The following is a 23,517-nucleotide window of genomic DNA, read 5'->3' as shown; positions in this document are numbered from 1 at the left end:
GAAGGAAAGCCAGGGGGCTTGCGCTGCGAAAAAGCGGGTGCGAGGACCTCGAAAAGCACTGGCAGGTGCATAAATCGGCGGCAGTTACTAAAGTGCTGACTTACCGAACCCAGAAGTGTTGATGAGGTCTTTCTTTTCCGTGTCTGTTCTTTCTTCCTTGCGCCAGCGCCTGCTGTACCGTTCGGCCTCCGTCGCCACCATTGACGCCGCGAAGGCCGCACCACCGCCCTCCCCTCTTGCCCCGGTCGATCTTACCGACCCGGCCCAGGTCACGGGCGTCATGGAGATCGCCGCGCGCGTCGGGGAAATCCTGATTGCGGCTGGCTCCGCCAATACCGACGTCCAGGCGCAGATTCACCTCGTCGCATCCTCTTATGGTCTGCACTACTGTCACGTGTCCATCCTGATGAACACGATCACTATCCACACGGCTATCGGCACGGGCCCGGACCGGCGAAACCTCCACGTCTTCCGCGTGGCGCCGAGCATCGCTGTGGACTTCACCAAGCTGTCCGCCGTCGACCGCCTCATCCGCTCCATCCACTCCGGTGCCACGCCGCCGGCCATGGCGGAGAAGGTCCTGGATGATATCGACGCGATGAAGAACCCCTATTCCACAACCACCATCGTCAGCGCCTGGGGAGCCATGGGTGGGTTTATCGCCGTCATGCTCGGTGGTGATCTCCTCGTCGGCGTCATCACGTTCCTCATTTCGGCGCTCATCATGGGCACGAACATGTTCCTGGCCGGCTACCGCTTGCCGCCCTTCTATCAGAACCTCGTCGGTGGCCTGCTTGCCGTTGTCCCCGCGGCCATTCTCTACAACGTCTTCGCGGGTTTTGGTATCCACATTCTGCCCTCCCAGATCATCGGTTCGGGCATCATCGTGCTGGTGGCGGGACTGACCTTGGTGCAGTGCCTGGTGGACGGCATCACGCGCGCGCCCGTGACCTCCTCCGCCAAGTTCTTCGAGGCCCTCATGTCCACCGGCGCCATCATCGCCGGCGTGGGCCTGGGTATCCAGGTTGCCTCATGGGTGGGCTTTAGCCTGCCGCCGCTGGCGACGCTCGCGCCACCCGTCTATCACCAGATCCCGCTTCTGGTGCTGTGCGGCGGAATCGGCTCCGCCGCCTTCGCGTTGGCCTTGGGGGCTTCGTGGTCGGAGGTCACCATCTCCGGGCTCACGGCGGCCGCCGGTATGGTTTTCTACTACTTCCTCGTCGTCTTTTTCGGCGTTGGCGCTGTCGTGGCCTCCGGATTCTCGGCCGTGGCGGTAGGCCTCGCGGGTGGTCTCCTTTCCCGCCGCTACATGATGCCACCGCTCATCACCATGATCGTGGGCTATACCCCCATGCTGCCGGGCCTGACCTTGTATCGCGGCATGTACGCCATGCTCAACGAACAGCTCATCACCGGCCTGACCAACCTGGCCAGTGCGCTTGCCATTTCCGGCGCGCTCGCCGCCGGCGTGGTCTTCGGTGAGCGCGTCGCCCGCCGCCTGCGCCGCCCGCAGTACTTCCGGCCTTATACCGCCTTCAAGCGCCTGGGAACCTTTTCCTTTTCACGGGCCACCCGTTTGGCGCAGCGAGCACGCATCCCCCGCGTCCCCATGTCCCCCTTCGCACCGCGCCACAACCTGCCGGCCCCGCCGCCGCAGTATGGCCCCAAGCCACCGACGCCCGCGCAGCAGGCGCGCTTCCAGCAGGGTGATGCCGTCACGGACATGTGGCCCGTCACCACGGAGTTTCCAGCGCAGCGCCCCACCTACACGGTGCCCGGCAAAGATGACCCGAGCGCCCCATCGGCGTCGCAATAGCGTAGAATAGCCGGTCTGAAAGCTTTCACACTTCATCCCAGGAGGACTCCGTGCCACCAAAGGTCACAGATACTCAGCCAGCGGCTGACCAGACTCATGCAGTAGAGGAAGAGACCGCCCGCTCCGCGCGCCGCGTCGTTGCCACCTATGCGGAGGATTTCCTTGACGGCGTGACTCTTATGTCGATGCTGGGCGTCGAACCGGAAGGCTTGGTGCACCGCAAGGTCTTGGCCGAGCAAGCCGATGCTGCTCCAAAGAAGTCCAGCAAGAAGTCAACGAAGAAGGCCTCCAAGAAGTCCAGCAAGAAGGCGACCAAGAAGGCTACGAAGAAAGCCTCAAAGAAGGCGACTAAGAAGAGCACCAAGAAGTCGACGAAGAAGGCGTCTAAAAAGTCCGCGAAGAAGGCCTAGCTATGTCCGGGCGCAGCAATAGCTTCGTAGTCGTGGCCAACCGCCTGCCGGTGGACCTCGAGACCTCCGCCGACGGCACCCGTGAATGGAAGGCCTCCCCCGGCGGTCTCGTCACCGCGCTTTCCCCTGTCTTGGAAGAACACCAGGGCTGTTGGGTGGGTTGGCCGGGCGTGGCCGACGAGGCCCCTGAGCCTTTCACCACCGACAACGGCGTCCTGCTTCACCCGGTACGCCTCACGCAAGAGGATTATGAAGCCTTCTACGAGGGCTTTTCCAATGCCACCCTGTGGCCGCTCTACCACGACCTCATCGTCACCCCCGTCTACAACCGCGATTGGTGGGATGCTTACCGCGAGGTCAACCTGCGTTTTGCCAACGAGGTAGCGGCTGTCGCCGCGGAGAATGCCACGGTGTGGGTTCAGGACTATCAGCTGCAGCTCGTGCCCGGCATCCTGCGCCAGCTGCGCCCCGATCTCACCATCGGCTTCTTCCTCCACATCCCTTTCCCCTCCCCGGATCTCTTCCGCCAGCTGCCGTGGCGTGAGGAGTTGGTGCGGGGGCTTCTCGACGCCAACCTGATCGGCTTCCACCTCGAATCCAACGCCCGCAATTTCCTAGAGCTCGCCCGCACCCAGGGCCTGAAGGTCGAAGGTGAAGTGAGCACCCGCGCGGTCACCGCGCGCATCGTGACCAGTAGTGGGCATTCCGTCGGAATCGGTGCCTTTCCCATCTCCATTGCGGCGGGTGAGTTCGCTGAAGGCGGTGATGCGGGGGACATCGCCCAGCTACGTGCGGAGTTGGGTAACCCCACGCACGTCATTTTGGGAGTCGACCGCCTCGACTACACAAAGGGCATCCTGCAGCGTCTTACTGCCTTCGAGGAGCTCCTCGAAACCGGGGCGCTGGACCCAGAAGAGGTGACCTTCGTGCAGCTGGCCACGCCCTCGCGCGAGCGCATCGACCACTACCGCGCCACGCGCTCGAAGGTGGAGGAAGCCGTAGGCCGCATCAATGGGCGCTTCGGGCGCCTCGGTGCGCCGGTGGTGCACTATCAGCACAGCTCCGTTCCGAAGGAGGTCCTGCGCCGCTACTACAGGCTCGCGGACATCATGCTGGTCACGCCATTTAAGGACGGCATGAACCTAGTGGCCAAGGAATACGTGGCCTCCCACGGCGATGGCTCCGGCGCGCTCGTGCTCTCCGAGTTCGCAGGTGCGGCGGCAGAGCTTACTCAAGCTAACCTGTGCAACCCCTTCGACATCGAATCCATCAAGCGCGCCCTGATCTCCGCGGTCAAGGCGCTGGAGGAATCGCCTGAGACCATGCGCGAGCGCATGACTGCCATGAACGAGCAGGTGCGCCAGCATGATATCGCTTTGTGGTCGCAGTCCTTCCTCGGCGCGTTGGATCAGGAGGAAGCATGATGCGACGCCGCCCCGCCGCAGCGCTCACCGCTGTGCTCACCTCGGCGCTGCTCGCAAGTGGCCTCACCGGGTGCGGCTCCGCGGACGAGGAGCCCACGCCGCGCGGCGATGATCGCATCGTGGGCAAGGATTGGCAGGTCATCAACCTTTATACCTCCCCGGACGCGCCATCCTCCCTCCCAGCCGATACCGCGCAAGTGCCGCACATGAGTTTCGGTGAGCACACTGCCGTGGGCTCGACCGGCTGCGTCCCCTTCACCGCCGAGGTCTCCTTCCACAAAGGGAACAAGGCCTCCACGATCTGGGAGGGTGACGTGATGAGGGTAGAAAAAGCCACCTACGAGAGCCCACCGAACGGTGAAGACTGCGAGGGCTCGGTCAGGTGGGCCGATTCGCTCATGCGCAACCTCATCGCCGAAGGCCATGAATTCGACTTTGCGCTTAACCCCAACAACCAACTCGTATTGACGCTGCGCACCGACAAAGTGGATTCACCGATCATCCGGATGGCTTCGCTGTAGCCCTGAAGTTTTCAGCGCTAGGGTGGGGAGCATGATTGATGCTCTCGCCTCCACTGAACACCTCGCGGTTGTGTCCGATTTTGATGGCACCTTAGCGGGCTTCGCGCGCAACGCGTATGACGTAAAGCCGGAGCAGCGCTCACTCGACGCCCTGGCCACCCTAGCGGAGCTCCCGAACACCACCGCCGCGGTACTCTCCGGTCGGCATCTCGAAGGCTTAAAGCGGGTTTGCCCGCTGCGTGAACCGGTACTTTTGGGCGGCTCGCATGGCGCAGAGTCCTCTTGGGAGGATTCCGCCCTCACTCCGGAGATGGAAGCTCACCTGGCGAAGAAAGAAGCAGAACTCAAAGAAATCATCGCGCGCCACCCCGGCGCGGAACTGGAGGTCAAACCCTTCCAGCGCGTGCTGCACCTGCGGACGCTAGAGTTGCAGGATCCTGACGCGGCGGCCGCGGCCTATGCAGAAGGCGAGGCTCTCAGCGCCGATGGCTTCCCTAAGACTGCGGGCAAGTGCGTCGTCGAATTTTCCGCTACGCAGGCCACGAAAGGCACGTGGCTTGAGAAGCTTCGCCAGCGCGTCGGCGCCACGGCAGTGGTCTTCGTGGGGGACGACACCACCGATGAAGACGGCTTCGCCATGCTCAACCAACCGCCGGACCTCGGCGTCAAGGTCGGTGAGGGCGCAACGCAAGCGGCGCTACGCGTGCCCGATATCGCGGCGGTGACGGAGTTCCTCGAAGAACTCGCCGCCGCCCGCGCGCAGCACAGCGCTTAAGCCCCAGCCGGGGCCACGGTCCGCCCAGGATGGAAGGTGGTCTCCAACAACGCGCGCGGTACGTCGCCGCGCCCATCGATGAGACTGGCCAGCATGCGCCCGGCTGCCGCCCCCTTCTCCTTATTCGGCTGTACGACGGTACTCAGTCCCAGTGCTAGGGCCGGCGCGATGCCGTCGAATCCGGTGACGGAAAGCTGCTCCGGAACAGCAATTCCATGATCGCGGGCATAAGCTATCACGCCGAGCGCCATCGAGTCCGTCGTGCACAGCACCGCGGTGAGTTCGGGGTGGGCGCTCAGCAACTCTTCGGCTGCCGCATAGGCGGTGCGCGGGTCGTTGATGTGGCGCGTCACCACGGGGATATCTGAAGGATCGAGGCCCGCCTGCGCGAAGACGTCCAGCGCCCCCAGTACGCGCGAGCGCTGGACGTGCATGTCCGCCGCGGCGAGCTGTTCTGCCGTCACTTCGCCGTCGAGGCGCTCGCGGTGCAGGCGGATGGTGAGGATGCCGATGCGGGTATGGGAGGCGTCGACAAGCGCCTGCGCCGCCGGGGCGATCGCGGCGCGGTCGTCGATGCCCACGAAGGGCAGGCCCGAATCCGTGGGCTGGTCACACACCACCACCGGCAGACAGCGACGGCGCACGGCCTCCAGATAAGCATCGCCCGCCGCCACGGAATAGACCACGAAGCCATCAACCGCCGCCGACCCTACGAGTTGCGCCGCCTGGGCATCGTTGGGGGCGCCCACGGTATCCGGGCCGGCGGGAATCAAGGTAAGGGTCGTGCTCGCCCCCGCTGAAGCCTCCGCCATCCCGGCGAGGAAGTCCACGGAAGCCATGTCCTCGAAGGCATAGGACAGGTGCTCGGTGAGCAGGACCCCCAGCGACCCCTGGCGGCGCGTGCGCAGGCTGCGCGCGGTGGGATCCGGGCCGGTGTAGCCGCGCTCGGCCGCGGCAGCGAGGATGCGCTCGCGGGTGGCAGGCGCCAGCTGGTCCGGGCGGTTATACGCGTTGGACACCGTGGTGGGCGAAACCCCGAGTTCGGCAGCCAGGGAGGCCAGCGTCGTGCTGCGTTTGGACATGACGGTAACACTACCCGTTTTCAACTCATTATCATTTGACAACAATTTTCACTAAAGCGTAGAAATAGGGACATGACCACTTCCCACTCACGCCGTGCTTTCCGACGTCCCACCGCTCTCCTCTTCGCCGCCACCCTGGGTGCCGCAGCGCTGAGTGCCTGCTCCTCCGGTGATGACAGCGCCGCCGGCGGCTCGGATGCCGGCTCCGACAAGGAGACCATCCACGTCGTGGCCTCGACCTCCATCTGGGCCGACGTTGCCCAGGCCGTCGTCGATACCGCACAGACCGACGTCAACATCGACGTCCGCCCCATCGTGAGTGGCAATGGCGTGGACCCCCATCACTTCGAACCCACCGCGGCCGACATCGCGCGCGCTAACGACGCCGACGTCATCATCGCCGGTGGCGGCGGCTACGACGCATGGCTCTACCAGGCAGTCAAGAACCAGGACGAGATCATCCACGCCCTGCCGCTGACCGCGCATGACCATGGCGATCATGATCATGGAGAAGAACACGACCATGCGCACGAGGAACACGCGCATGACCACGACGAACATGGTCATGACGAGCATGACCATGGAGAAGGTCATGATCATGACCACGCTCACGAAGGCGAAACCGTGACCATGGACGAGGCCAAGAAGATCGCCGCCGAGCACCCCGAGCAGATCACCAACATCGATGGCAACGAGCACGTGTGGTACGACGCCGCGGCCATCGAGAAGGTGGCGACCGACGTAGCCAATCTCGTCAACGAGGCCAACCCGGAGGCCAAGGCCACCGCCGATCCTCTGGTCGAGCGCGTGGAGGGCCTGAAGGCACGCATCGAGAAGCTCCCGCAGCACAACTACGCGCAGACCGAGCCCATCGCGGACTACATCTTCAAATACACCGAGAGCACCGACGCCACCCCGGAGGGCTACCGCAAGGCCACCGTTGCTGAAGGCGAGCCCACCGCCGCCGACCTGGCGCACTTCCTCGAGGACATCAAGCAGGACAAGATCGACCTGCTCATCTTCAACCCGCAGACCGAAACCGACATGACCAAGCGCATTCGCACCGCCGCCGAGGACAAGAACATCCCGGTGGTAGAGATTGGTGAAACCCCGCCGGAGAAGACCAACTTCCTCGACTACTACGAAGAAGTCGTCAGCGCACTCGAGGCCGCATAAGTGCTCATTTCCTTTAAGAATGCCGCAGTAGAACCACTGTGGTCGGATATGAACCTCGCCGTAGACCGCGGCGAGTTCATCGCCGTTTTAGGCCCCAATGGCGTGGGCAAGTCCACGCTGCTGGGAACTATCCTGGGTACCCGCCAGCTCACCGCGGGCAGCGTGGACGTCGCGTGCCGCGTGGGCTTTATCCCACAGCAAAGAATGTTCCCCCAGGACCTGCCCCTGCGCGCCCGGGATCTGGTGTCACTGTCCCTCGCCCACGGCACCCTGCGCAACCGACGGCCTGCTCGGGGCCGCGTCGACGAGCTCCTCGCCGAGGTCGGCGCCACCGGAATTGCCAACCGCCGCGTGGGCCAGCTCTCCGGCGGCCAGCAGCAGCTCATCCGCCAGGCGCAAGCCCTCGCCAACGACCCAGAACTCATCCTTGCCGATGAGCCGCTGCTGTCGCTGGACCCGGGAAGGCAGCAGGCGACCGTCGAGAAGCTCAATGCGTGGCGTCACGAACGCGGCACCTCCATCCTCTTCGTCACCCACGGCATCAATCCCGTGCTGGGTGTGGTGGACAAGGTGCTCTACCTCGCGCCCAACGGGCACATGTTCGGCACGGTGGATGAGGTCATGCGCTCGGAGGTGCTCTCGGAGCTGTACGGCTCGTCCGTGAAGGTCCTCAACGTCGATGGGAGGCTCATCGTTGTCTAAGTTCCTCGAGGACACCCAGTACCTGCTGGGCGTCGATTTCGTACAGGATGCACTGGTTGCTTGTGCGCTGCTGGGCATCCTGTCCGGAGTGATGACCTCGCTCATCGTGCTGCGCCAGATGTCTTTTTCCGTGCATGCCACCTCGGAGCTCGCGCTCATGGGTGCGGCCGCAGCGCTGTTGTTCGGACTGAACATCGGCTTCGGCGCGATTGCCGGCGCCATCGTCGCCGCCATCATTCTGGCGGTGCTCGGCCTCAAAGGCCAACAGGACAGCGCCATCGGCGTGGTCATGAGCTTTGGCCTAGGCTTGTCGGTGTTATTCCTGCACCTCTACCCTGGCAACGCCAACACCGCTATGACGCTCCTGACGGGACAAATCGTCGGCGTCTCCTCCGCTTCGGTGTGGTTACTCGCCGCCACGACCGCCATCATCGTCGCCGTAGTGGCGCTGTTCTGGCGCCCGCTGCTCTTCGCCTCTGCGGATCCCGTCATGGCCCAAGCCGCCGGCGTGCCGGTGAAGTCCCTAGCGGTCTGCTTCGCCATCCTCGTTGGTCTGACGGCCGCGCAGTCCGTACAGATCGTCGGTTCCCTACTCGTCATGGCGCTGCTCATCACCCCGGGCGCAGCGGCGGTACAGATTACCTCCTCCCCGCTGCGCGCGGTGGTGTGGTCCACCATCTTCGCGGAGGTCTCCGCCGTGGGCGGCCTGGTCCTCTCCCTGGCGCCGGGCCTGCCCGTCTCGGTCTTCGTCACGAGCATCTCTTTTGTTATTTACCTGGTCTGCCGCGGCATCGGCTGGGCTCGCAGCCGCAAGGCCGTCCGCGACGACGTCGCCGCCCGCCGCGCCTCCCAGGAACACTTCCGCGCCGCCACCGATCGCGCCGACGCCGAGACACACCACACCTCGACGCACGATGAGCACTGCGCGCATCAGGATTAGGCTAGATGCGTGACTTTGGAACGCCGTAGCCTCGAATTACAAGACCGCACCCGCACGTACCTCGTGTACCGCCCGAATGATGACGTCGAGCGCCAGAGAGACCTCCTCCTGTTCTTCCACGGCTCCCTGCAATCCGCGAACGTCATCCGCCGCTTCACTAACGGCACGTTCGATGACCTCGCCACCCGCCACGGCATGCTTGCGGTCTACCCCACCGGCGTGGAACAGCACTTTAACGATGCCCGCGCCACCCTGCCCGTCGCCGCGCGCGAGCTGGGCATCGATGACGTCGCCTTCACGCGCGCCATCCTCGACGAGCTGCGCGCGGAGCAGGAGATTAGCCGCGTGTTCCTCTGCGGCTTCTCCAACGGCGGGCAGATGGTTATCCGCTTGCTCTTCGACGCCCCCGGGCTTGCCGATGCCGCCTGCATCTTCGCCTCCACTCTCGGCGCCGGCGCCAACCATGCGCCCACCAATCCGGACTCGGCGTACCAACCCACCCCGGTCATGTTCGTCCACGGCACGGGCGACCGGCTCGCGCCCTATACGGGCGGAACGGCGGGCATTGACCCGAAGCGCACCCGCGGTGCCGTCACCGGCGCGCAGGAGAACGCCGCACGCTTCGCGGAGCTCAACCATGCCGCCGGCCCAGAGCGCACCCACCTTTTCCCCGACACCGTTGTCGACCGCTGGGAGCCGGCAGACGCCACCGGCGCGCCGGTCGAGCTCGTGAGCGTCGAGGGCATGGGCCACGTCATCCCGTCGGGCAACGAGCTGGACCCACGCCTGGGTAAAAACACGGATTCCTTCATCGCTGCCGAGCTCGTGGAGGAATTCTTCGGGCTCTAGACTGCACGTGCGCCCCATCGTGTCTCACTCCACTCAGCCCCAACCTCGGGTCGAGGCCGTTCGTAGGTGAGCGTCGAGAAGCAATAATTGTGGATTACCGACCAGTGCTTTGGCGATTCCTAGACGCTGTTTCATACCGAGCGAAGCATGCTCGCAGGAAACACTGTGGTGCAATGAAAGGCCTACAAGGGATAAAAGATCCTTCAGTTCATCATTCAGTGAACCTTGTTGTAGTGGTCGGCAATGTCGTTGACGATCGCGTAGAGGTCGCGTTCCATCGCGTAGGTTTTCTTTTCTCGCGTACTGACTAATCACACTTGCGACCCGTTGTTATCTAGAGAATTATTACGTCCCAGCGTGATGTTGCACACGTCTGTGCATGTATGTACTCTCGATGTCACGGTTTGCTGGCGAAGATTCTTCAAGTTACCCGCAGCTGAATCTGTACAAGGTGAAAACGGCAGGCAAAGGACCGAGTTGTCCTCGTCTCTAAGCCGTGGAACCCCAATCCTCCAGAACCTTGTATTCGGCACACGCACGCAATCTGAATGTTCAAGATGTGAAGTACTGGCCAGCAACCAAGAAGTAAAGATCGCCATCCAGCTTTCTCGGCCCTGAATCTAGCATCCGGAGGCGTAGAGAAACTCACGCAACGACTGAAACGCCAGCGTCTGTGTCACGTCGCGCAGCTCAAGGAAGAACCCATCTACTGTAATTTCAACAATCCGCGCACCGGGGATGGCTGCCACAATCGGTGAGTGCGTCACCACGATGAACTGCGCACCCGCCTCCGCAGCGCGATGGATTTCCGCCATGAGCGTCATCTGCCGCACGAGCGAAAGCCCAGATTCCGGCTCGTCGAGGATGTAGAGCCCGCGCCCATCAAAGGAACGCTGCACGACGTCCATGACGGACTCGCCATGCGACATCGCGGTCGAACCAACGTTGTAGTGCGCCTCCGCTCGCAGGAAGTAGCCGTCCTTGGGCGCGGTACCTAGCCGCAGGCTCGCCCACCTCCGGAGGGGATTGATGGGACCGGCGGAGCGCTGCACACCCCATATCCCACCGCGCTCAGGAAAGCCGTACTCGAAGGCAATGCCCTCGGCGAGCGTCGACTTTCCTACCCCGTTGTCCCCGGTCAGCACGGTCACCGGCGCACGCAGGTCCAGTCCTTGGCGTCGCAGCGCCACGAAACCAGGAACGGAGGACACCCACTCAGGTCCGTGGCCGCCGTCCAGCGCGGCATAGGCGTCGACATAGAAGTCTCTCATTCGCCCTCCCCAATAAGAAACGCGGCGGTTCCCAATGGATCGGCAAGGAACTCGCGCGCGGCGTGGACAGCTTCCGTCGCTTCGGGAGCGACGGGCGCAATCCCCTTGTCGCCGAACGCGTAGACGGTCGCACCTTGCATGCTGAGGAAGACTGGCGAGTGCGTCGCGAGGATGACCTGCGCGCCCTGGGCGGCGAGGCGCTCGAGCTGCGTGACAACCTCGACCTGCCGGGGATAGGACAAGCCGTCTTCCGGCTCGTCGAGAATGATCATTCCGTCAGAATGGAAGCGTCTCTCGACGAGGGCGAGCAGACCCTGGCCGTGGCTGAGAAACGGCAGGTCACTGAGCGGATCGGGATTCTCCGGGCTGTGGATCTGGTGGTGATACTCGCTCAAGTTGAGGAAGGTCTCGCCGCGCAAGAAGTACACGTCGCGCGGGTTGTGCGCCCGCGAGCAGATGAGCCACTCGGGATAGTCCTCGTCGCCGGTGGCAAACCGGGCGTGGCGCGAGCCGCCCTCGGGATTGACGCCAAGCCCCACGGCGATGGCCTCGAGCAGCGTGGATTTTCCGGCGCCGTTATCCCCCACGACGACGGTCACGGGCGTAGGCAAACGCAAGGCGCCGCCGGGCAGCGCTGCGATGAGCACGCCCAGGCGGCGCATGTGTTCCGGCACGCCGGGCAGTCCCTCCCCAATAAGCTCCGGGGCGGGACGCACACTCGTGAGGAACATGGCGACGAAAGCGTGAGCCTACTTCTGGGCCGCGCGACGCTGGCGGGCGAACTCCGAAAGGACCGCACCTGCCGCCACGGAGGCGTTGAGGGATTCAACCCAGTCGGTCATGGGGATGGACATGATGGCATCGCAGTTCTCGCGGACGAGGCGCGAGATGCCCTTGCCCTCAGAGCCGATGACGATGACGACGGGGTCAGTGCCGCCGTTGTAGGTGTCGAGCGTGTGCTCGCCTCCCGCATCGAGGCCGACGACCTGGTAGCCAGCCTTCTGGAACTCCTGAACCGTGCGGGTCACGTTGGTCACGCGAGCTACTGGCAGGCGCGCGGCAGTGCCTGCCGAGGTACGCCAGGTCACCGCGGTAACGGAGGCCGAGCGACGCTCCGGAATGATGACGCCATGGCCGCCAAAAGCGGCAACGGAGCGGATGACCGCGCCGAGGTTGCGGGGGTCGGTGATGTTATCGAGGATGACGAACATGCCCGGTTCCTGGGCATCGCGTGCGCGATCCATCAGGTCATGGACGTCGGCATACTTATATGGCGGGATCTGCAGACCAATGCCCTGATGCATGCCGTTGCCGGTCATGCGGTCCATCTCGTGGCGCTGGACCTCAAGAATCGGGATGTTGCGGGTATTGCACATGGCTACGGCCTCAGACAGGCGGGCGTCGTTGCGCGTTCCCTGCACAATGTAGAGCGACGTTGCCGGAACCTTAGCGTGGAGGCACTCGATGACCGGGTTGCGGCCGACGACCATCTCCGCGGTCTCCTTGTGGTGGCGGCCCGAGTTGCGGCGTTCGCGCTCCAGCTTCGCCTTGTGCTTGGCGTGGTAGACGCGGTCCTCCGCCTTCGGCGTGGGCCCCTTGCCGGCTAGGCCCTTGCGGCGCTGACCGCCAGAGCCCTTCGTAGCGCCCTTCTTATTCGTCTTGCGGATACCTGCGCCGCCGCGGCCATGGGTACGTGCCATAATTCTTCTCCTTATGTTGTCCTCGGCTTCTGTGCTGTCCTAGGCCTTTGCCAAGGACGTTAATCCGCCAAGGACCAGGTGGGGCCGTCGGCGGTGTCGGTGATGGTAATACCCGCGGCTGCAAGGCGGTCGCGCACAGCGTCCGCAGTAGCCCAATCCTTTTCTGCGCGGGCGGTAGTGCGACGCTCCAACTCGGCTCGGACGAGGACGTCCAATGCCGCATCAGCGCCGCTTTCTTCGCCACTATCTTTCCACTGTTCATCGAGTGGATCAAAGCCAAGAACCGCAGCCATGACGCGCACCGCCCCGGCAAGGCGCTCGGCTTCCTCACGGTTGCCTTCTCCCAGCGCCTTATTGCCCGCGCGCACCGTGGTGTGGATTTCCGCCAGCGCCTTCGGGACAGCAATGTCATCGTTCATTGCGTCCTCGAAGGCCGCGGTCCACTGGCCCTTCTCGACGCCCTCGAACTTGCCCACAAAGTCCTCAATACGACGGTAGCCCGCCGCGGCCTCGGTCAGCGCTGCCTCAGAGTATTCGAGGACCGAACGGTAGTGCGCGGAACCCAGGTAGTAGCGCAGCTCCACCGGGCGGACGATCTCCAGCATGTTGGCAATGGAGAGTACGTTGCCCAAGGACTTCGACATCTTCTCACCGGCCATGGTGACCCAGTGGTTGTGCATCCAGTAGTTGGCGAACTTATCCCCCGCCGCATGGGACTGTGCGATCTCATTTTCGTGGTGCGGGAACTGCAGGTCCAAGCCACCGCAGTGGATATCGAACTCGCCGCCTAGGTAGTAAGTCGACATGGCCGAGCACTCAAGGTGCCAGCCCGGGCGGCCCTTGCCCCACGGTGTGGGCCAGGACGGTTCGCCCGGCTTAGCCGCCTTCCACAGCGCGAAGTCCTGCGGGCTGCGCTTGCCCACGGCATCGGACTCACCCTGCTCCATATCCTCGACGCGGTTGCCAGACAACGCGCCATAGTCCGAGCCTTCCGTGGCATTCCACGCGGCGACATCAAAGTAGACGGAACCAGCACCGTCCTCGCCAGGCACGGCATATGCGAAGCCGGCGTCGATAAGCCGTTGCATGTACTCCACCATCTGCGTCACAAAGCCCGTCGCTCGCGGCTCCACGGAGGGCGGCAAAACGCCCAGGGTGTTATAAGCCTTGGTGAACTCGCGCTCATAGGTGGATACCCACTCCCACCAAGGGCGGTTATTCTCGGCTGCCTTGGTGAGGATCTTGTCATCGATATCGGTGACGTTGCGCACCAAGGCTACGTCATAGCCCTGCGCAAGCAGCCAGCGGCGCAGGATATCGAAGGCAACGCCGGAGCGCAGGTGCCCAATGTGCGGCTGGGACTGCGGGGTGGCACCACACAGGTAGATCGACGCATGGCCGGGACGAACCGGCTCGAACTCACGTTGGCTGCGGGTGGCGGTATCAAAAATGCGCAAAGTACTCACCCGGCCTAGTCTAATTGACCCGCAAGTAGGAATTCACCACGGCCGATGGTCACACGGAGCAGGACTGGGCGCAGTGCCTGTCCATTCAACCCGATTTAGGTCGCGGATGGATGAGCAACGTCATTTTTAACACTGATACCTGGCGGCTTACAGCAGCGTGATGGGATTGTTCCGCACTCAATTGACCTAAGACAGGAAGGCGTCCCGTAAAAGGCATCTGTCACAAGGCATCTTTGGGTCCAAAAACGCCATCTGTAACGAATAAATGGCGTTTTCAGCCGTGAAAACGCCATTTGATTGATGCCTTTTGTCAGACGCCCTTTGCCAGATGCCTCCAGCACGTCGACGGAGGCACGCAACTGTTCACGGAGCTAACGGTAAAGCAAAAGCTCGACGCGTCGGAGCTCGTCATATAAAGCGCGCTCCGCTTTCGAAAAGCGACCGGACTCTGCAAGCATCCGCATATCTTCAGAGCTAAGGTTTTCACCAACCGCAGCTTCCAAGGCGTGCAGGAGTTCGTCGTGCCGAGCACGAAGTGCCTCGGTATTGGTAATTCGCATTGTCAAAGCCACAGCGTCCTCCTTTTCTGATGACTTTACGTTAGGAATTGGGAGCGCGCCAGACCACGGCGGTAGCCACGGCTGCGCGGCCCTCCTTGCGGCCGGTGAAGCCAAGGTGATCCGTCGTCGTAGCAGAGATGGACACGGGGGCGCCGAGAATGTCGCTCAGCACGGACTCGGCTTCCTTCCGCCGCGGGCCCATCTTGGGGCTCTGTCCAACCAACTGTGCGGCGGCGTTGCCGATAATGAAGCCTTCCTTCTCCAGCAACTCGCGGCACTCGCGCAGCAGCTGGGCACCGGAGACCCCGTCGTACTCTGGCCGGCCCACGCCGACGAAGGAGCCGAGGTCGCCGAGGTTGGAGGCGGAGAGCAAGGCGTCGACAAGCGCGTGGCTCACCACGTCACCATCGGAGTGGCCCTCGCATCCATCCACGTCCTCGAAGAGGAGGCCTGCGATCCAGCAGGGTTTTCCAGGCTCGATCTGGTGGGCGTCGGTGGCGATTCCCACGCGCGGGATAATCGGGTTAGTCACTAGGCACCTCGAAGATGGTCGGTTCGGCCTCATCCGTCACGGCCTTGGCCAGGACGAGGTCGATGGGGGTGGTGATCTTGAAGGCGAAGGTATCTCCCTGCACGGTCTCCACGCGCTCGCCGTGCCATTCCATGAGGCTGGCGTCATCGGTGGCGACGAAGTCAGGGTCCTGCGCCCAATAGTCTAGGTTGGCGCGGCGCAGCGCGGCCAAGTTAAAACCCTGCGGCGTCTGCACGGCGCGCAGACGGGAACGGTCAGGGGTGGACAGCACCGTCTGGCCCTCTACCTCTTTGATGGTGTCCGCTACGGGAAGGACCGGGATGACTGCGGTGGCGCCGTCGAGCACGCGCTTGGCGACGCGCGCGATCATCCCCGGCGGCGTCAATGCCCGGGCGGCGTCGTGGATGAGCACCACGGCGTCCTCCTCCGGGATTGCTTGCAATCCCGCCCAGACGGAATCGGCGCGCTCGCCCCCGCCGTGGACGATGCGAATAGGCACGTCAGAATCGATGCGGCCGAGGATGCTGGAGGCATAATCTTCCATGGCCGGGCTTACCAAGACAATGATCTCATCGACGAATTCCGAGGTGATCATCGCCCGAACGGAGCGCTCCAGGAGGGTGCGCCCGCGCAGCTCTACGTAGGCCTTGGGAACGTCTGCGCCGAGGCGCGTTCCCTGACCAGCAGCCGCGACGAGAGCAATGACGCGGGGGGTGGGCTGGTCCTTAGTCTTCGTCGTCGAAGGAGAGGTCATCGAGATCGACGTCATTGTCAATGTCGGTGGTAATGGACTTGTCATCCACCAGGCCAGCGGCGCGGTGACGCTCGATGGTGGCGTTGATTTCCTCCATCATGGTGTCAGCCTTCTTCTCATCAACCGGCTTGGCCAGGGAGAGCTCACCGACCAGAATCTGGCGGGCCTTGGCCAGCATGCGCTTCTCACCAGCGGACAGGCCACGGTCCTGGTCGCGGCGCCACAGGTCACGCACAACCTCGGCCACCTTGTTGATGTCGCCGGAGGCGAGGCGCTCCTGGTTGGCCTTGTAGCGGCGGGACCAGTTGCCGGCTTCCTCAACGTCTACTTCGCGCAGAACGGAGAAGACCTTCTCGAGGCCTTCCTTGCCCACGACATCACGCACGCCGACCATCTCAACGTTCTTGGAAGGCACACGGACCACGAGGTCGGACTGGTTGATTTGGAGAACGAGGTATTCGAGCTCCTCGCCGCCCATCTCCCGGGTTTCAATCGCCGTAATCTTGGCGGCGCCGTGGTGGGGGTAGACGACGACCTCTCCGACCTTAAATTCCATTGCCACTCCTTGTGAAGCCTTTGAGACGGTGCCCATCGTGTGCTCTCGGCGTACTCTCGGTGGGCCGCATATACAGGGAATCTATTCTAGCACGCAGCCATCGTGCCCCGCTCCCCCGCCCGGGTACCGTCTGCCCGGCGCTTTACACCACCGTGACGCCTTGTCGAAACCTCGGCTACCCCCGGTCTACCCAAGGGGTTTGCTGGAAACTGTGTGCTTTCTCCCCGGAGGTACTAGGCTAAAGCGTTGATAAGCTTTGTGATCGCAATTCAATGGAGGACACTCACAGTGCAGTCCCTGAAGTCCGCCGCTCGCTGCGGTGCCATCATGTCAGTTACCGCCCTCTCCGCGCTGGCCTTGGCGTCCTGCTCGGCCGGTCATGTTGCTCAGACCGCGGAAAAGGTGATTGCTGTCGACGGCGCATCCGCAAGCTCCGAAGATGGAAAGGTGGCCGTGCGTGACGTCACCATTCAGGTTGAGCCGGACACCGGTGAGACCTCCCTCAAGTTCGTCGCCGTCAACCAGGGCTACAAGGTCAACGACGTCGTTCTCGAGTCCGTCAGCGTCGACGGCCAGGATGTTCCTCTGGAGGGCGTCGAGCCGCTCCCCCGCGATCATTCCCTCTTTGCTGATTCCCAGACGAACCTGGACCGCCTCCCCAAGGACGGCAAGGATGAGAACATCACTTATGTGACCACCTCCCTGGAGAACGAGGACTACGCCTTCGGCGGCTCCCGCCCGGTGACCTTCACCTTCAACACCGGCACCATTGAGGTTGACGCCACCGTGTCCGCCTCCCCGCTGCAGTCCGGTGACTTCGACCGCGACCCGCAGTCCACCGAAGGCTACGCTGAGAACAAGTAAGCCTTTTCCTCAAAGCGCAACCGCCCCAGCTGCCAAAGTTTTCCCGGATCTTCGAATCGGGGGATTCAACTTCGTCAGTTGGGGCGGTTGCGTTTCGTATTAGTGCTTCCGTAGATGCGCAAAGGCCACCGCATGAGATACACGCGGTGGCTTAAAGTCTTAGCAAACTTCCTAGAAGCGGATCCTTTTACTTAGAGGAACCACTAGCAATCAGAGCGAAGGCAAGGAAGCCGTAGCTCAAAGAGGAAATGCCAAACGGTACCAGCAGAGCGTTCGGTGCCTGCGGGCCACCGACCTCAACCATCTTGTCGATGACTTGGTTGAGCGGCTCCGGGTAGGTAGCTGCTGAAGCAGCCGGAGCGCCAGCAACGGTAACAGCAGTTGCCGCGGCAAGAGCAACGAGGGAACGACGAATCTTCTTCATAGTGACTCCTTGAGAAAGTGTTGACGTGCGAGTTGATTTAGCGGAACAGCAGGTTTCCCAGGAAGCCCAGGGAAGAGGTGAGAGCTGGAACGAGAATGATGTTCTGAGCGTGGTATCCAGCAGTGTTAGCAATCTGGGTAAGGACAGTTGCGAGCGGCTCCGGAGCCTCCGCAGCGGAAGCAGCAGGGGTACCAGCCGTAGCGATAGCAATAGCAGCACCGACAGCAACGAGAGAACGACGGATCTTCATGAAATCACCTTTGGGTAGGGAGACGATAGAAACCGGAACACACTTCATCAAAAAGCTAAGTATGTTACCTACCAAATAGCTTAACCTCTTCGAGGCATCAGCGCTGGGCAACTCGAAGCATTCCATTCATGCGGGGGTAAGCCACATCGTTGCTAATACAAAGCCTTGCGGTGAGCAATTTAAGCCTGACTGTCCGGTGCGATTACTAGAGTGTGAGACATGGCAAAAAAGGTTCGTCCCGTCCACACGTGTTCTGAGTGTGGCTTCGTCTCCCCCAAGTGGCTCGGCCGCTGCCCTGAGTGTGGCTCATGGGGGACGCTGCAGGAAACCGCGGCGGCTCAAAGCAGTACCGCCGCCCAAGCCGCCGTGTCTGGGCGGCGCCCCACAGGCTTGACTCCGACGAGCCCGGCGGTGCCGATAACGAAGGTCGGCGCATCAGCGACGAAGGCCATCAATACCGGCATCGGGGAGCTCGACCGCGTTCTCGGCCGCGGCATCGTCCCTGGTTCGGTCGTGCTCATGGCGGGAGAGCCGGGAGTCGGCAAATCCACCCTGCTGCTGGAGGTAGCCTCCCGCTGGGCACAGTTGGGCCGCACCGCCCTGTACGCCACCGCGGAGGAATCCGCCGGGCAGGTCCGCGCCCGCGCGGAGCGCACCGGCGCACTGCATGAGACGCTCTACCTTGCGGCCGAGTCAAACCTGGACGTCGTCTTTGGCCATGTAGAGCAGCTTAAGCCCAGCCTGCTCATCGTGGACTCCGTCCAAACCATGCACGCCGCCGGGGTCGAAGGAGTAGCCGGTGGTGTAGCGCAGTCACGCGCTGTGACCGCAGCGCTGACCACGCTAGCTAAAACCACCGGCATCCCTATCCTCCTCGTCGGGCACGTGACCAAGGACGGCAACGTCGCCGGACCACGCGTGCTCGAGCACCTCGTGGACGTTGTCTTGAACTTTGAAGGTGACCGCCAATCCTCACTGCGGCTGCTTCGCGGCCTGAAGAACCGCTTTGGCGCTACCGATGAGATGGGTTGCTTCGAACAGACAGCGGCCGGAATCAGGGAGGTCGCGGATCCTTCCGGGCTCTTTCTTTCCCACCGCGGCAGCACCCCGGATGGCTCCGCGGTGACCGTCGCCATGGATGGTGTGCGCCCCATCTTGGCCGAGGTACAAGCGTTGACCGTCGATCCCGTGGCCAAGAACCCGCGGCGCGTGGTGACGGGGCTCGACGCCAACCGCGTCCCTATGGTGCTCGCGGTGCTGCAGGCCCGCGCGGGCGAGCGCACCAACGATAAGGACGCCTACGTGGCCACGGTGGGAGGGATGAAGATTCAGGAACCAGCCACGGATCTTGCCGTAGCGCTCGCCACGTGGTCCTCCTTGCACGAGCAGCCGCTACCACCGAAGACGGTGGTCATCGGTGAGGTGGGCCTAGCTGGCGAGGTGCGCCGTGTGCCGAACCTAGACCGCCGCTTGGCAGAAGCGTCCCGTTTGGGTTACCGCTACGCCATCGTCCCGCCCGGAAAGGTAGAGATCGGCGGCGGCATGCAGGTGCACCAAGCCGCAACGCTGAGCGAGGCGATTGCAGCGCTTAAAGCAAGTTAAACGGCAACGCTGGGGAGTAGTTTTCCCCGATGACGGTATGCAGGAAGTAAGCACCCGGCTCGGCTTCCTCACGCTCGGTACACTTGCCCGGTTCGGAGCGCTTGCGGGACCAATCCGCCTGGAAGTAGCGGGTCTCACCGGACTTGAAGGTCTGCTTGCCGGTTTCTACAGAGGCATAGCAGTCAGTATCGGCCCACACGCGCTCGTTAGAGCCCATCTTGTAAACCTCAAAGCGCAGCTGCTCTTCATCGAGGTCGATGGAGCAATCCTTTGTCGTCGGGTTAAAAACCTCCAGGTAGAAGGTCGGCATCTTACCGGCCGGGACGCTGTCCTCATTGGTCTTAGCCAGCACCTTGAGGTCCTGGAGGGAGCACGTCGTCTTGGACGGGTCCACGGTCAGCTCATCCGGCTTCGCCTCTGACGTTGGTTCTTCCTTGCCGGACTCGCCCGCCTCGGATTTCGCCGGTTCCGTCGAACCCGTCGCTTCGGCGGATTCCTTGGCTGAGGTGGGCTCCGTCGTTTCCGCTGCGGAGGTTGTTTTTTCCGAAGGTGCCAAGGTATCCGAAACCGCTGCCTGCTGCGACTCGGCCGCCGAGTCCTCCTTCGAACCGCCAAAGAGCGCGGTAGCAGCGAAGATAAGAACAACCACGAGTACCAAGATCGCCACGAGTGCGGCGACGCGACGACGCACGTAGATCTCTCGCGGCAGCTGCTTCGGGGTACGGGATGGCTCAGTCACAGGTCTTAGTTTAAGGGGACTCGAGCCCAACCCGGGCCAGCCCCAAGCCGCGTGTCTTGAGCAGCGGCTTCTACGCGCTTGGGGCCCGCCCAGCGCCCAGGGCTAATGAACTCCGTGCAGGACGACGGTTTCCACGCTGGAATCCTCAAGGAGGTAGCGCAGGCCGACGATGCCGAGCGTTCCGGCGTCGAGAAGCCGGCGTGCAGCCGGAATATCGGAGATGATCTGGGAAACCACCTGCGCGGTGTTTTCGCGCTCGAAGTCAGCGCGCTCTTCGCGGCCATCACGCTTGGCCACCATCGAGGCCGCGGCAACTTGCTCGATGATCGGGCGCTGCAGGCCCGTGGGCAATTCGCCACCATCCAGGAAGTCCTTGGCCGCGCCCACTGCGCCGCAGGACTGATGTCCCATGACAACGAGCAGGTTGGCGTGGAGGTTTTCTAAGGCATAATCCAGCGAGGCCATCACCGCGCTGTCCAAAATGTGGCCCGCGGTACGGATGACGAAGGCATCGCCGAAACCAATGTTGAACACGTGCTCGATCGGCGCGCGGGAGTCCGAGCAGGCCAATACGATGACGCGCGGATCCTGGCCCTGGGTCAGGCCAGCGCGCAGCTTCGCGTCCTGGTTAACGGCGATGAGGTTGCCCGTAACGAGGCGTTGATTACCTTGCTGGAGGGCTTCCCACACTTTCTGTGGATTTTGAGGAACTTTAGCTAAAGGCATGTTTCTTAGCTTAGACCTCAGCGCCCTACACTGAGGTGCCTATGGATACCCAAGCTGTCGTGGAATGGTTCGATGCCCATGAGCGCCCCCTGCCGTGGCGCCGACCGGGTACCTCAGCGTGGGGTGTGCTCTTAAGCGAGGTCATGAGCCAACAGACCCCCGTCGCACGCGTGGCCCCACAGTGGGAGGAGTGGATGCGCCGCTGGCCCACCCCACACGACCTCGCGGCGGCATCCAAAGCGGATGTACTGCGCGCCTGGGGAAAGCTGGGCTACCCGCGCCGCGCGCTGCGCTTGTGGGAGTGCGCGAAGGAGATTGGTGAGGGGGCGGTTCCGGGGGACGTCGACAAGCTCTTGGCGTTGCCCGGGATCGGTGAGTACACCGCGCGCGCCGTGGCGTGCTTCCATTTTGGCTACAACGTCCCGGTGGTGGATACCAACGTGCGCCGCGTCTATGCCCGCGCCGAGGAGGGCCGCTTCCTCGCGCCGCCTCCCACAAAACGCGAGCTGGCACAGGTGGAAGCACTGCTTCCGGAGGAGAATGGGCCACGTTTTTCCGCCGCGCTCATGGAGCTCGGTGCACTGGTGTGCACAGCCAAGAACCCCGACTGCGCCGCCTGCCCCATCAAAGCCTCGTGCGCGTGGCAGCTCGCGGGCTGTCCGGAACCCAGCGAAGAGGAGGCAGCGCGGGCAAAGAAGCGCGTGCAGAAGTTCACCGGCACGGACCGCCAGGTGCGCGGGCTGCTTCTCGACGTCCTCCGAGGCTCACCCCACCCAGTTCCCCAAGCCGACCTGGATGCGGTGTGGCCGGACGCGACGCAGCGCTCGCGGGCGCAGGCCTCGCTTATCGAGGATGGCCTAATGGACATCAACGAGCAGGGCCTGTTTCACCTGCCGCACTAGGCACGTGCGAGAAATCGATGAGGTGACCGAAGGTCCAATCGCGGTCAGTCAGCAGGCGGGCGAGGATGAGCCCGCAACCAATGGCCGCCACGGCCATCGAGGCAGTGGCGAAGTTGTTCAACGCCTGGTCCATGTTGCCAACATTAAGGTGATAAACCGTGCGGAACATGGAGGTTCCCGGGATCATGATGACGGACGCCGGCACCGTCGTGGTGATGCGCGGTAGATGCGCGCGCTTGGAGGCCACCGCGCCCAAGAGCCCCACGATGAGACCGCCGGCGAACGCGCCGACGTAGCTTGTGGCCCCGACCCCGATAAGGATAAGGCGAACGAGGTTGGCCACCGTTCCCACCGCGGCCGCCACGAGCACCATCCGGCGCGAGGAATTAAAGAGGAACGCGAATCCGGAAATGCCCAAGAAGCTGGCCGCCGCGGCGGCGAGGTACCACACCGGCGCATAGTCGGGGATGCCCGGTTCCGGAGTTAGCTCCGTGGTCCAGCTGACTAGGGCCACGGTAAAGGTGGCGGCGGTGATCACCGTCAGCGCATAGGTCAGGCGGGATAGCCCGGCCTCGAAGTCGAAGCGCGCGAGGTCAATGAGCGCGGAGAACAGCGGGAAGCCGGGAATGAGGAAGAGCACCGCGGCCACGTAGCCCGAGGAAAACTCTGACGGGTCCGCCACCCCGGCGGCGGCCACGGCCTCGGTGGTGAAGAAGTACACGAGACTGGCCACCGTTCCGGCTGCCACGATGCACCCCAGTTGGTGGACGTGCTTGCTGTGCAGAACCGCGCGGGTGAGCTGACCACAAAAGGCAGCGAGGGCCACCAGCAGAATCGCCAGCGGCGTAAAGAAGTTCAGGACCGCGAAAGAGGCGCACGCAATGGACGCCGCCGCAGCTAGGAGCCAGCGGTTCCACCGCTTGACCACGTTGGCCTCGATGACGTCGAGCATCTTTGTGAGTTCTTCCGCCGTGATGCCCGCGTACAGCCGGTGGTGGGTCAGGTCCTCTAGGGCTTCGATCCGGGAAGCATCGACAGCCGGTGAATGCTGCTGCGCCACCACCGTGCGGAAGTCGCGGCCACGGTGGAACGTACAGGTGATCTGTGTGACGCCAACGTTGGCGTCGAGCCGATCAAAGCCGAGCGCGCGAGCGGCACGTTTCATGCCGCGCAGCACGCGGTAGCCGGACGTTCCCGCACCCATGAGCATCATGCCTAGGCGCAGGACGACGTCGGCCTCGTACCCCATACGGACATAGTCGCTGCTGGGGTGAGAAGTCATTAGCGCCAGCGCCCCCGGAAGTTCAGTCCACCTGGAAGATTGACCCACATGCCGCCGCGGGAGTTAAAGGTCACGGGACCGACCTTTGTTGACATCGAGGCACCGGAGCCGGAGAGATTGATCCAGCTATTTTTTCCGGTCTTCTTGCGCTTGCGAAAATAAATGCCCATGCGCGCTAGCTTAGCGCAGCGACG

General features: G+C 63.1%; 28 protein-coding genes. 12 read left to right on the top strand and 16 right to left on the bottom strand.

The genetic code is table 11. The features are described from left to right. The first annotated feature begins 139 nt into the window (after positions 1-139). Genes HMPREF2822_RS06990 through otsB form a run of 5 tightly spaced genes read left to right on the top strand, consistent with a single transcriptional unit; the run spans position 140 to position 4,946 of the window. On the top strand, positions 140-1,816 hold the full coding sequence (locus HMPREF2822_RS06990; RefSeq protein ID WP_070523015.1) for a threonine/serine exporter ThrE: 1,677 nt from the start codon (positions 140-142) through the stop codon (positions 1,814-1,816). A 50-nt stretch (positions 1,817-1,866) separates the two neighbouring features. Further along, entirely contained in the window at positions 1,867-2,226 is a 360-nt protein-coding gene (locus tag HMPREF2822_RS06985; protein ID WP_070522844.1) for a hypothetical protein, read from the top strand. A 2-nt stretch (positions 2,227-2,228) separates the two neighbouring features. Further along, positions 2,229-3,650 (top strand): alpha,alpha-trehalose-phosphate synthase (UDP-forming), encoded by a 1,422-nt coding sequence (locus HMPREF2822_RS06980; protein WP_070522841.1) that lies wholly within the window; start codon positions 2,229-2,231, stop codon positions 3,648-3,650. Continuing rightward, the gene (locus HMPREF2822_RS06975; protein WP_070522838.1) at positions 3,647-4,171 is read left to right on the top strand and encodes a hypothetical protein; all 525 of its coding nucleotides are present in this window, start codon (positions 3,647-3,649) and stop codon (positions 4,169-4,171) included. Before HMPREF2822_RS06980 ends, HMPREF2822_RS06975 begins: the two co-directional genes overlap by 4 nt. Positions 4,172-4,202: 31 nt before the next feature. Further along, on the top strand, positions 4,203-4,946 hold the full coding sequence (gene otsB, locus HMPREF2822_RS06970; protein ID WP_070522835.1) for a trehalose-phosphatase: 744 nt from the start codon (positions 4,203-4,205) through the stop codon (positions 4,944-4,946). On the opposite strand, the gene HMPREF2822_RS06965 is transcribed toward otsB, so the two are convergent. Next, the gene (locus HMPREF2822_RS06965; protein ID WP_070522832.1) at positions 4,943-6,028 is read right to left on the bottom strand and encodes a LacI family DNA-binding transcriptional regulator; all 1,086 of its coding nucleotides are present in this window, start codon (positions 6,026-6,028) and stop codon (positions 4,943-4,945) included. The two genes, otsB and HMPREF2822_RS06965, sit on opposite strands and share 4 nt — an antisense overlap. A 72-nt stretch (positions 6,029-6,100) precedes the next feature. On the opposite strand from HMPREF2822_RS06965, the gene HMPREF2822_RS06960 reads away from it, so the two are divergent. From HMPREF2822_RS06960 to HMPREF2822_RS06945, 4 genes are read left to right on the top strand one after another with little or no spacing between them, the layout of a single operon-like run. After that, complete coding sequence (locus HMPREF2822_RS06960; protein ID WP_070522828.1) at positions 6,101-7,204, top strand: metal ABC transporter solute-binding protein, Zn/Mn family; 1,104 nt, start codon at positions 6,101-6,103, stop codon at positions 7,202-7,204. Further along, complete coding sequence (locus tag HMPREF2822_RS06955; protein WP_070522825.1) at positions 7,205-7,906, top strand: metal ABC transporter ATP-binding protein; 702 nt, start codon at positions 7,205-7,207, stop codon at positions 7,904-7,906. After that, positions 7,884-8,846, top strand: coding sequence for a metal ABC transporter permease (locus HMPREF2822_RS06950; protein ID WP_186312193.1), 963 nt, complete (start codon positions 7,884-7,886; stop codon positions 8,844-8,846). The genes HMPREF2822_RS06955 and HMPREF2822_RS06950 overlap by 23 nt, the downstream gene beginning before the upstream one ends. A 9-nt stretch (positions 8,847-8,855) precedes the next feature. Beyond that, the gene (locus HMPREF2822_RS06945; RefSeq protein ID WP_070522820.1) at positions 8,856-9,695 is read left to right on the top strand and encodes a CE1 family esterase; all 840 of its coding nucleotides are present in this window, start codon (positions 8,856-8,858) and stop codon (positions 9,693-9,695) included. A 33-nt stretch (positions 9,696-9,728) separates the two neighbouring features. On the opposite strand, the gene HMPREF2822_RS12935 is transcribed toward HMPREF2822_RS06945, so the two are convergent. From HMPREF2822_RS12935 to HMPREF2822_RS06905, 9 genes are all read right to left on the bottom strand, one after another. Beyond that, entirely contained in the window at positions 9,729-10,010 is a 282-nt protein-coding gene (locus HMPREF2822_RS12935; protein ID WP_080550367.1) for an ATP-binding cassette domain-containing protein, read from the bottom strand. Positions 10,011-10,315: 305 nt separating this feature from the next. After that, positions 10,316-10,966 (bottom strand): AAA family ATPase, encoded by a 651-nt coding sequence (locus tag HMPREF2822_RS06940; protein WP_070522816.1) that lies wholly within the window; start codon positions 10,964-10,966, stop codon positions 10,316-10,318. Continuing rightward, complete coding sequence (locus tag HMPREF2822_RS06935; protein ID WP_010188884.1) at positions 10,963-11,697, bottom strand: AAA family ATPase; 735 nt, start codon at positions 11,695-11,697, stop codon at positions 10,963-10,965. The genes HMPREF2822_RS06940 and HMPREF2822_RS06935 overlap by 4 nt, the downstream gene beginning before the upstream one ends. An 18-nt stretch (positions 11,698-11,715) precedes the next feature. Next, positions 11,716-12,666: a 23S rRNA (guanosine(2251)-2'-O)-methyltransferase RlmB gene (gene rlmB / locus HMPREF2822_RS06930; protein WP_070522812.1), complete on the bottom strand. Its 951-nt coding sequence runs from the start codon at positions 12,664-12,666 to the stop codon at positions 11,716-11,718. 59 nt (positions 12,667-12,725) lie between these two features. Beyond that, positions 12,726-14,132 (bottom strand): cysteine--tRNA ligase, encoded by a 1,407-nt coding sequence (cysS, locus tag HMPREF2822_RS06925; RefSeq protein ID WP_070522808.1) that lies wholly within the window; start codon positions 14,130-14,132, stop codon positions 12,726-12,728. Between the two features lie 371 nt (positions 14,133-14,503). Beyond that, positions 14,504-14,704 (bottom strand): hypothetical protein, encoded by a 201-nt coding sequence (locus HMPREF2822_RS06920; RefSeq protein WP_070708275.1) that lies wholly within the window; start codon positions 14,702-14,704, stop codon positions 14,504-14,506. Positions 14,705-14,732: 28 nt separating this feature from the next. Continuing rightward, positions 14,733-15,224 carry a 2-C-methyl-D-erythritol 2,4-cyclodiphosphate synthase gene (ispF, locus tag HMPREF2822_RS06915; protein WP_070522804.1) on the bottom strand — a complete coding sequence of 164 codons (492 nt, stop codon included), beginning with the start codon at positions 15,222-15,224 and terminating at the stop codon, positions 14,733-14,735. Further along, entirely contained in the window at positions 15,217-15,978 is a 762-nt protein-coding gene (ispD, locus tag HMPREF2822_RS06910; protein ID WP_070522801.1) for a 2-C-methyl-D-erythritol 4-phosphate cytidylyltransferase, read from the bottom strand. The genes ispF and ispD overlap by 8 nt, the downstream gene beginning before the upstream one ends. Continuing rightward, positions 15,950-16,534, bottom strand: coding sequence for a CarD family transcriptional regulator (locus tag HMPREF2822_RS06905; RefSeq protein ID WP_070522798.1), 585 nt, complete (start codon positions 16,532-16,534; stop codon positions 15,950-15,952). The genes ispD and HMPREF2822_RS06905 overlap by 29 nt, the downstream gene beginning before the upstream one ends. Before the next feature lie 288 nt (positions 16,535-16,822). Here HMPREF2822_RS06905 and HMPREF2822_RS06900 point away from each other — a divergent pair, with 288 nt between their 5' ends. Continuing rightward, on the top strand, positions 16,823-17,398 hold the full coding sequence (locus HMPREF2822_RS06900) for a hypothetical protein (RefSeq protein ID WP_070522795.1): 576 nt from the start codon (positions 16,823-16,825) through the stop codon (positions 17,396-17,398). A 187-nt stretch (positions 17,399-17,585) separates the two neighbouring features. Here the strand turns inward: HMPREF2822_RS06900 and HMPREF2822_RS06895 are convergent, their stop codons facing one another. Both HMPREF2822_RS06895 and HMPREF2822_RS06890 read right to left on the bottom strand, forming a co-directional pair. Next, a complete protein-coding gene (locus tag HMPREF2822_RS06895; RefSeq protein ID WP_070522792.1) occupies positions 17,586-17,822 on the bottom strand; it encodes a hypothetical protein in 237 nt (78 codons plus the stop codon). Positions 17,823-17,859: 37 nt separating this feature from the next. Further along, positions 17,860-18,072: a hypothetical protein gene (locus tag HMPREF2822_RS06890; protein WP_070522789.1), complete on the bottom strand. Its 213-nt coding sequence runs from the start codon at positions 18,070-18,072 to the stop codon at positions 17,860-17,862. Between the two features lie 219 nt (positions 18,073-18,291). Between HMPREF2822_RS06890 and radA the strand changes: the two genes are divergently transcribed. Continuing rightward, on the top strand, positions 18,292-19,674 hold the full coding sequence (gene radA, locus HMPREF2822_RS06885) for a DNA repair protein RadA (RefSeq protein WP_070522787.1): 1,383 nt from the start codon (positions 18,292-18,294) through the stop codon (positions 19,672-19,674). Here radA and HMPREF2822_RS06880 read toward each other — a convergent pair. Together HMPREF2822_RS06880 and HMPREF2822_RS06875 are read right to left on the bottom strand one after the other, a co-directional pair. Then, positions 19,661-20,413, bottom strand: coding sequence for a hypothetical protein (locus HMPREF2822_RS06880; RefSeq protein WP_070522784.1), 753 nt, complete (start codon positions 20,411-20,413; stop codon positions 19,661-19,663). The genes radA and HMPREF2822_RS06880 overlap by 14 nt on opposite strands. Before the next feature lie 102 nt (positions 20,414-20,515). Beyond that, the gene (locus HMPREF2822_RS06875) at positions 20,516-21,139 is read right to left on the bottom strand and encodes a carbonic anhydrase (RefSeq protein ID WP_070522781.1); all 624 of its coding nucleotides are present in this window, start codon (positions 21,137-21,139) and stop codon (positions 20,516-20,518) included. Positions 21,140-21,180: 41 nt separating this feature from the next. Here HMPREF2822_RS06875 and HMPREF2822_RS06870 point away from each other — a divergent pair, with 41 nt between their 5' ends. Next, on the top strand, positions 21,181-22,041 hold the full coding sequence (locus HMPREF2822_RS06870) for an HhH-GPD family protein (protein WP_070522778.1): 861 nt from the start codon (positions 21,181-21,183) through the stop codon (positions 22,039-22,041). Here the strand turns inward: HMPREF2822_RS06870 and HMPREF2822_RS06865 are convergent. Further along, entirely contained in the window at positions 22,007-23,323 is a 1,317-nt protein-coding gene (locus tag HMPREF2822_RS06865) for a threonine/serine exporter family protein (RefSeq protein WP_070522775.1), read from the bottom strand. The two genes, HMPREF2822_RS06870 and HMPREF2822_RS06865, sit on opposite strands and share 35 nt — an antisense overlap. Continuing rightward, positions 23,323-23,493 carry a DUF4236 domain-containing protein gene (locus HMPREF2822_RS12930; protein ID WP_083299135.1) on the bottom strand — a complete coding sequence of 57 codons (171 nt, stop codon included), beginning with the start codon at positions 23,491-23,493 and terminating at the stop codon, positions 23,323-23,325. Before HMPREF2822_RS12930 ends, HMPREF2822_RS06865 begins: the two co-directional genes overlap by 1 nt. Positions 23,494-23,517 lie beyond the last annotated feature (24 nt).

It is taken from the genome of Corynebacterium sp. HMSC062E11 (assembly GCF_001811845.1).
GTDB lineage: Bacteria > Actinomycetota > Actinomycetes > Mycobacteriales > Mycobacteriaceae > Corynebacterium > Corynebacterium hesseae.
This window is presented reverse-complemented; position numbering and strand designations above follow the sequence as displayed.

Bases quoted from the DNA above. Each gene is read 5' to 3' on its own strand.
- HMPREF2822_RS06950 (WP_186312193.1), top strand. From the start codon at position 7,884: ATGGGAGGCTCATCGTTGTCTAAGTTCCTCGAGGACACCCAGTACCTG.
- HMPREF2822_RS06895 (WP_070522792.1), bottom strand. From the start codon at position 17,822: ATGAAGAAGATTCGTCGTTCCCTCGTTGCTCTTGCCGCGGCAACTGCT.
- ispD (WP_070522801.1), bottom strand. From the start codon at position 15,978: ATGACCTCTCCTTCGACGACGAAGACTAAGGACCAGCCCACCCCCCGC.
- HMPREF2822_RS06975 (WP_070522838.1), top strand. From the start codon at position 3,647: ATGATGCGACGCCGCCCCGCCGCAGCGCTCACCGCTGTGCTCACCTCG.
- radA (WP_070522787.1), top strand. From the start codon at position 18,292: ATGGCAAAAAAGGTTCGTCCCGTCCACACGTGTTCTGAGTGTGGCTTC.
- HMPREF2822_RS06965 (WP_070522832.1), bottom strand. From the start codon at position 6,028: ATGTCCAAACGCAGCACGACGCTGGCCTCCCTGGCTGCCGAACTCGGG.
- HMPREF2822_RS06935 (WP_010188884.1), bottom strand. From the start codon at position 11,697: ATGTTCCTCACGAGTGTGCGTCCCGCCCCGGAGCTTATTGGGGAGGGA.
- HMPREF2822_RS06960 (WP_070522828.1), top strand. From the start codon at position 6,101: ATGACCACTTCCCACTCACGCCGTGCTTTCCGACGTCCCACCGCTCTC.
- HMPREF2822_RS06905 (WP_070522798.1), bottom strand. From the start codon at position 16,534: ATGGAATTTAAGGTCGGAGAGGTCGTCGTCTACCCCCACCACGGCGCC.
- HMPREF2822_RS06865 (WP_070522775.1), bottom strand. From the start codon at position 23,323: ATGACTTCTCACCCCAGCAGCGACTATGTCCGTATGGGGTACGAGGCC.
- otsB (WP_070522835.1), top strand. From the start codon at position 4,203: ATGATTGATGCTCTCGCCTCCACTGAACACCTCGCGGTTGTGTCCGAT.
- HMPREF2822_RS06870 (WP_070522778.1), top strand. From the start codon at position 21,181: ATGGATACCCAAGCTGTCGTGGAATGGTTCGATGCCCATGAGCGCCCC.
- HMPREF2822_RS06940 (WP_070522816.1), bottom strand. From the start codon at position 10,966: ATGAGAGACTTCTATGTCGACGCCTATGCCGCGCTGGACGGCGGCCAC.
- HMPREF2822_RS06980 (WP_070522841.1), top strand. From the start codon at position 2,229: ATGTCCGGGCGCAGCAATAGCTTCGTAGTCGTGGCCAACCGCCTGCCG.
- HMPREF2822_RS06875 (WP_070522781.1), bottom strand. From the start codon at position 21,139: ATGCCTTTAGCTAAAGTTCCTCAAAATCCACAGAAAGTGTGGGAAGCC.
- HMPREF2822_RS06890 (WP_070522789.1), bottom strand. From the start codon at position 18,072: ATGAAGATCCGTCGTTCTCTCGTTGCTGTCGGTGCTGCTATTGCTATC.
- HMPREF2822_RS12930 (WP_083299135.1), bottom strand. From the start codon at position 23,493: ATGGGCATTTATTTTCGCAAGCGCAAGAAGACCGGAAAAAATAGCTGG.
- rlmB (WP_070522812.1), bottom strand. From the start codon at position 12,666: ATGGCACGTACCCATGGCCGCGGCGGCGCAGGTATCCGCAAGACGAAT.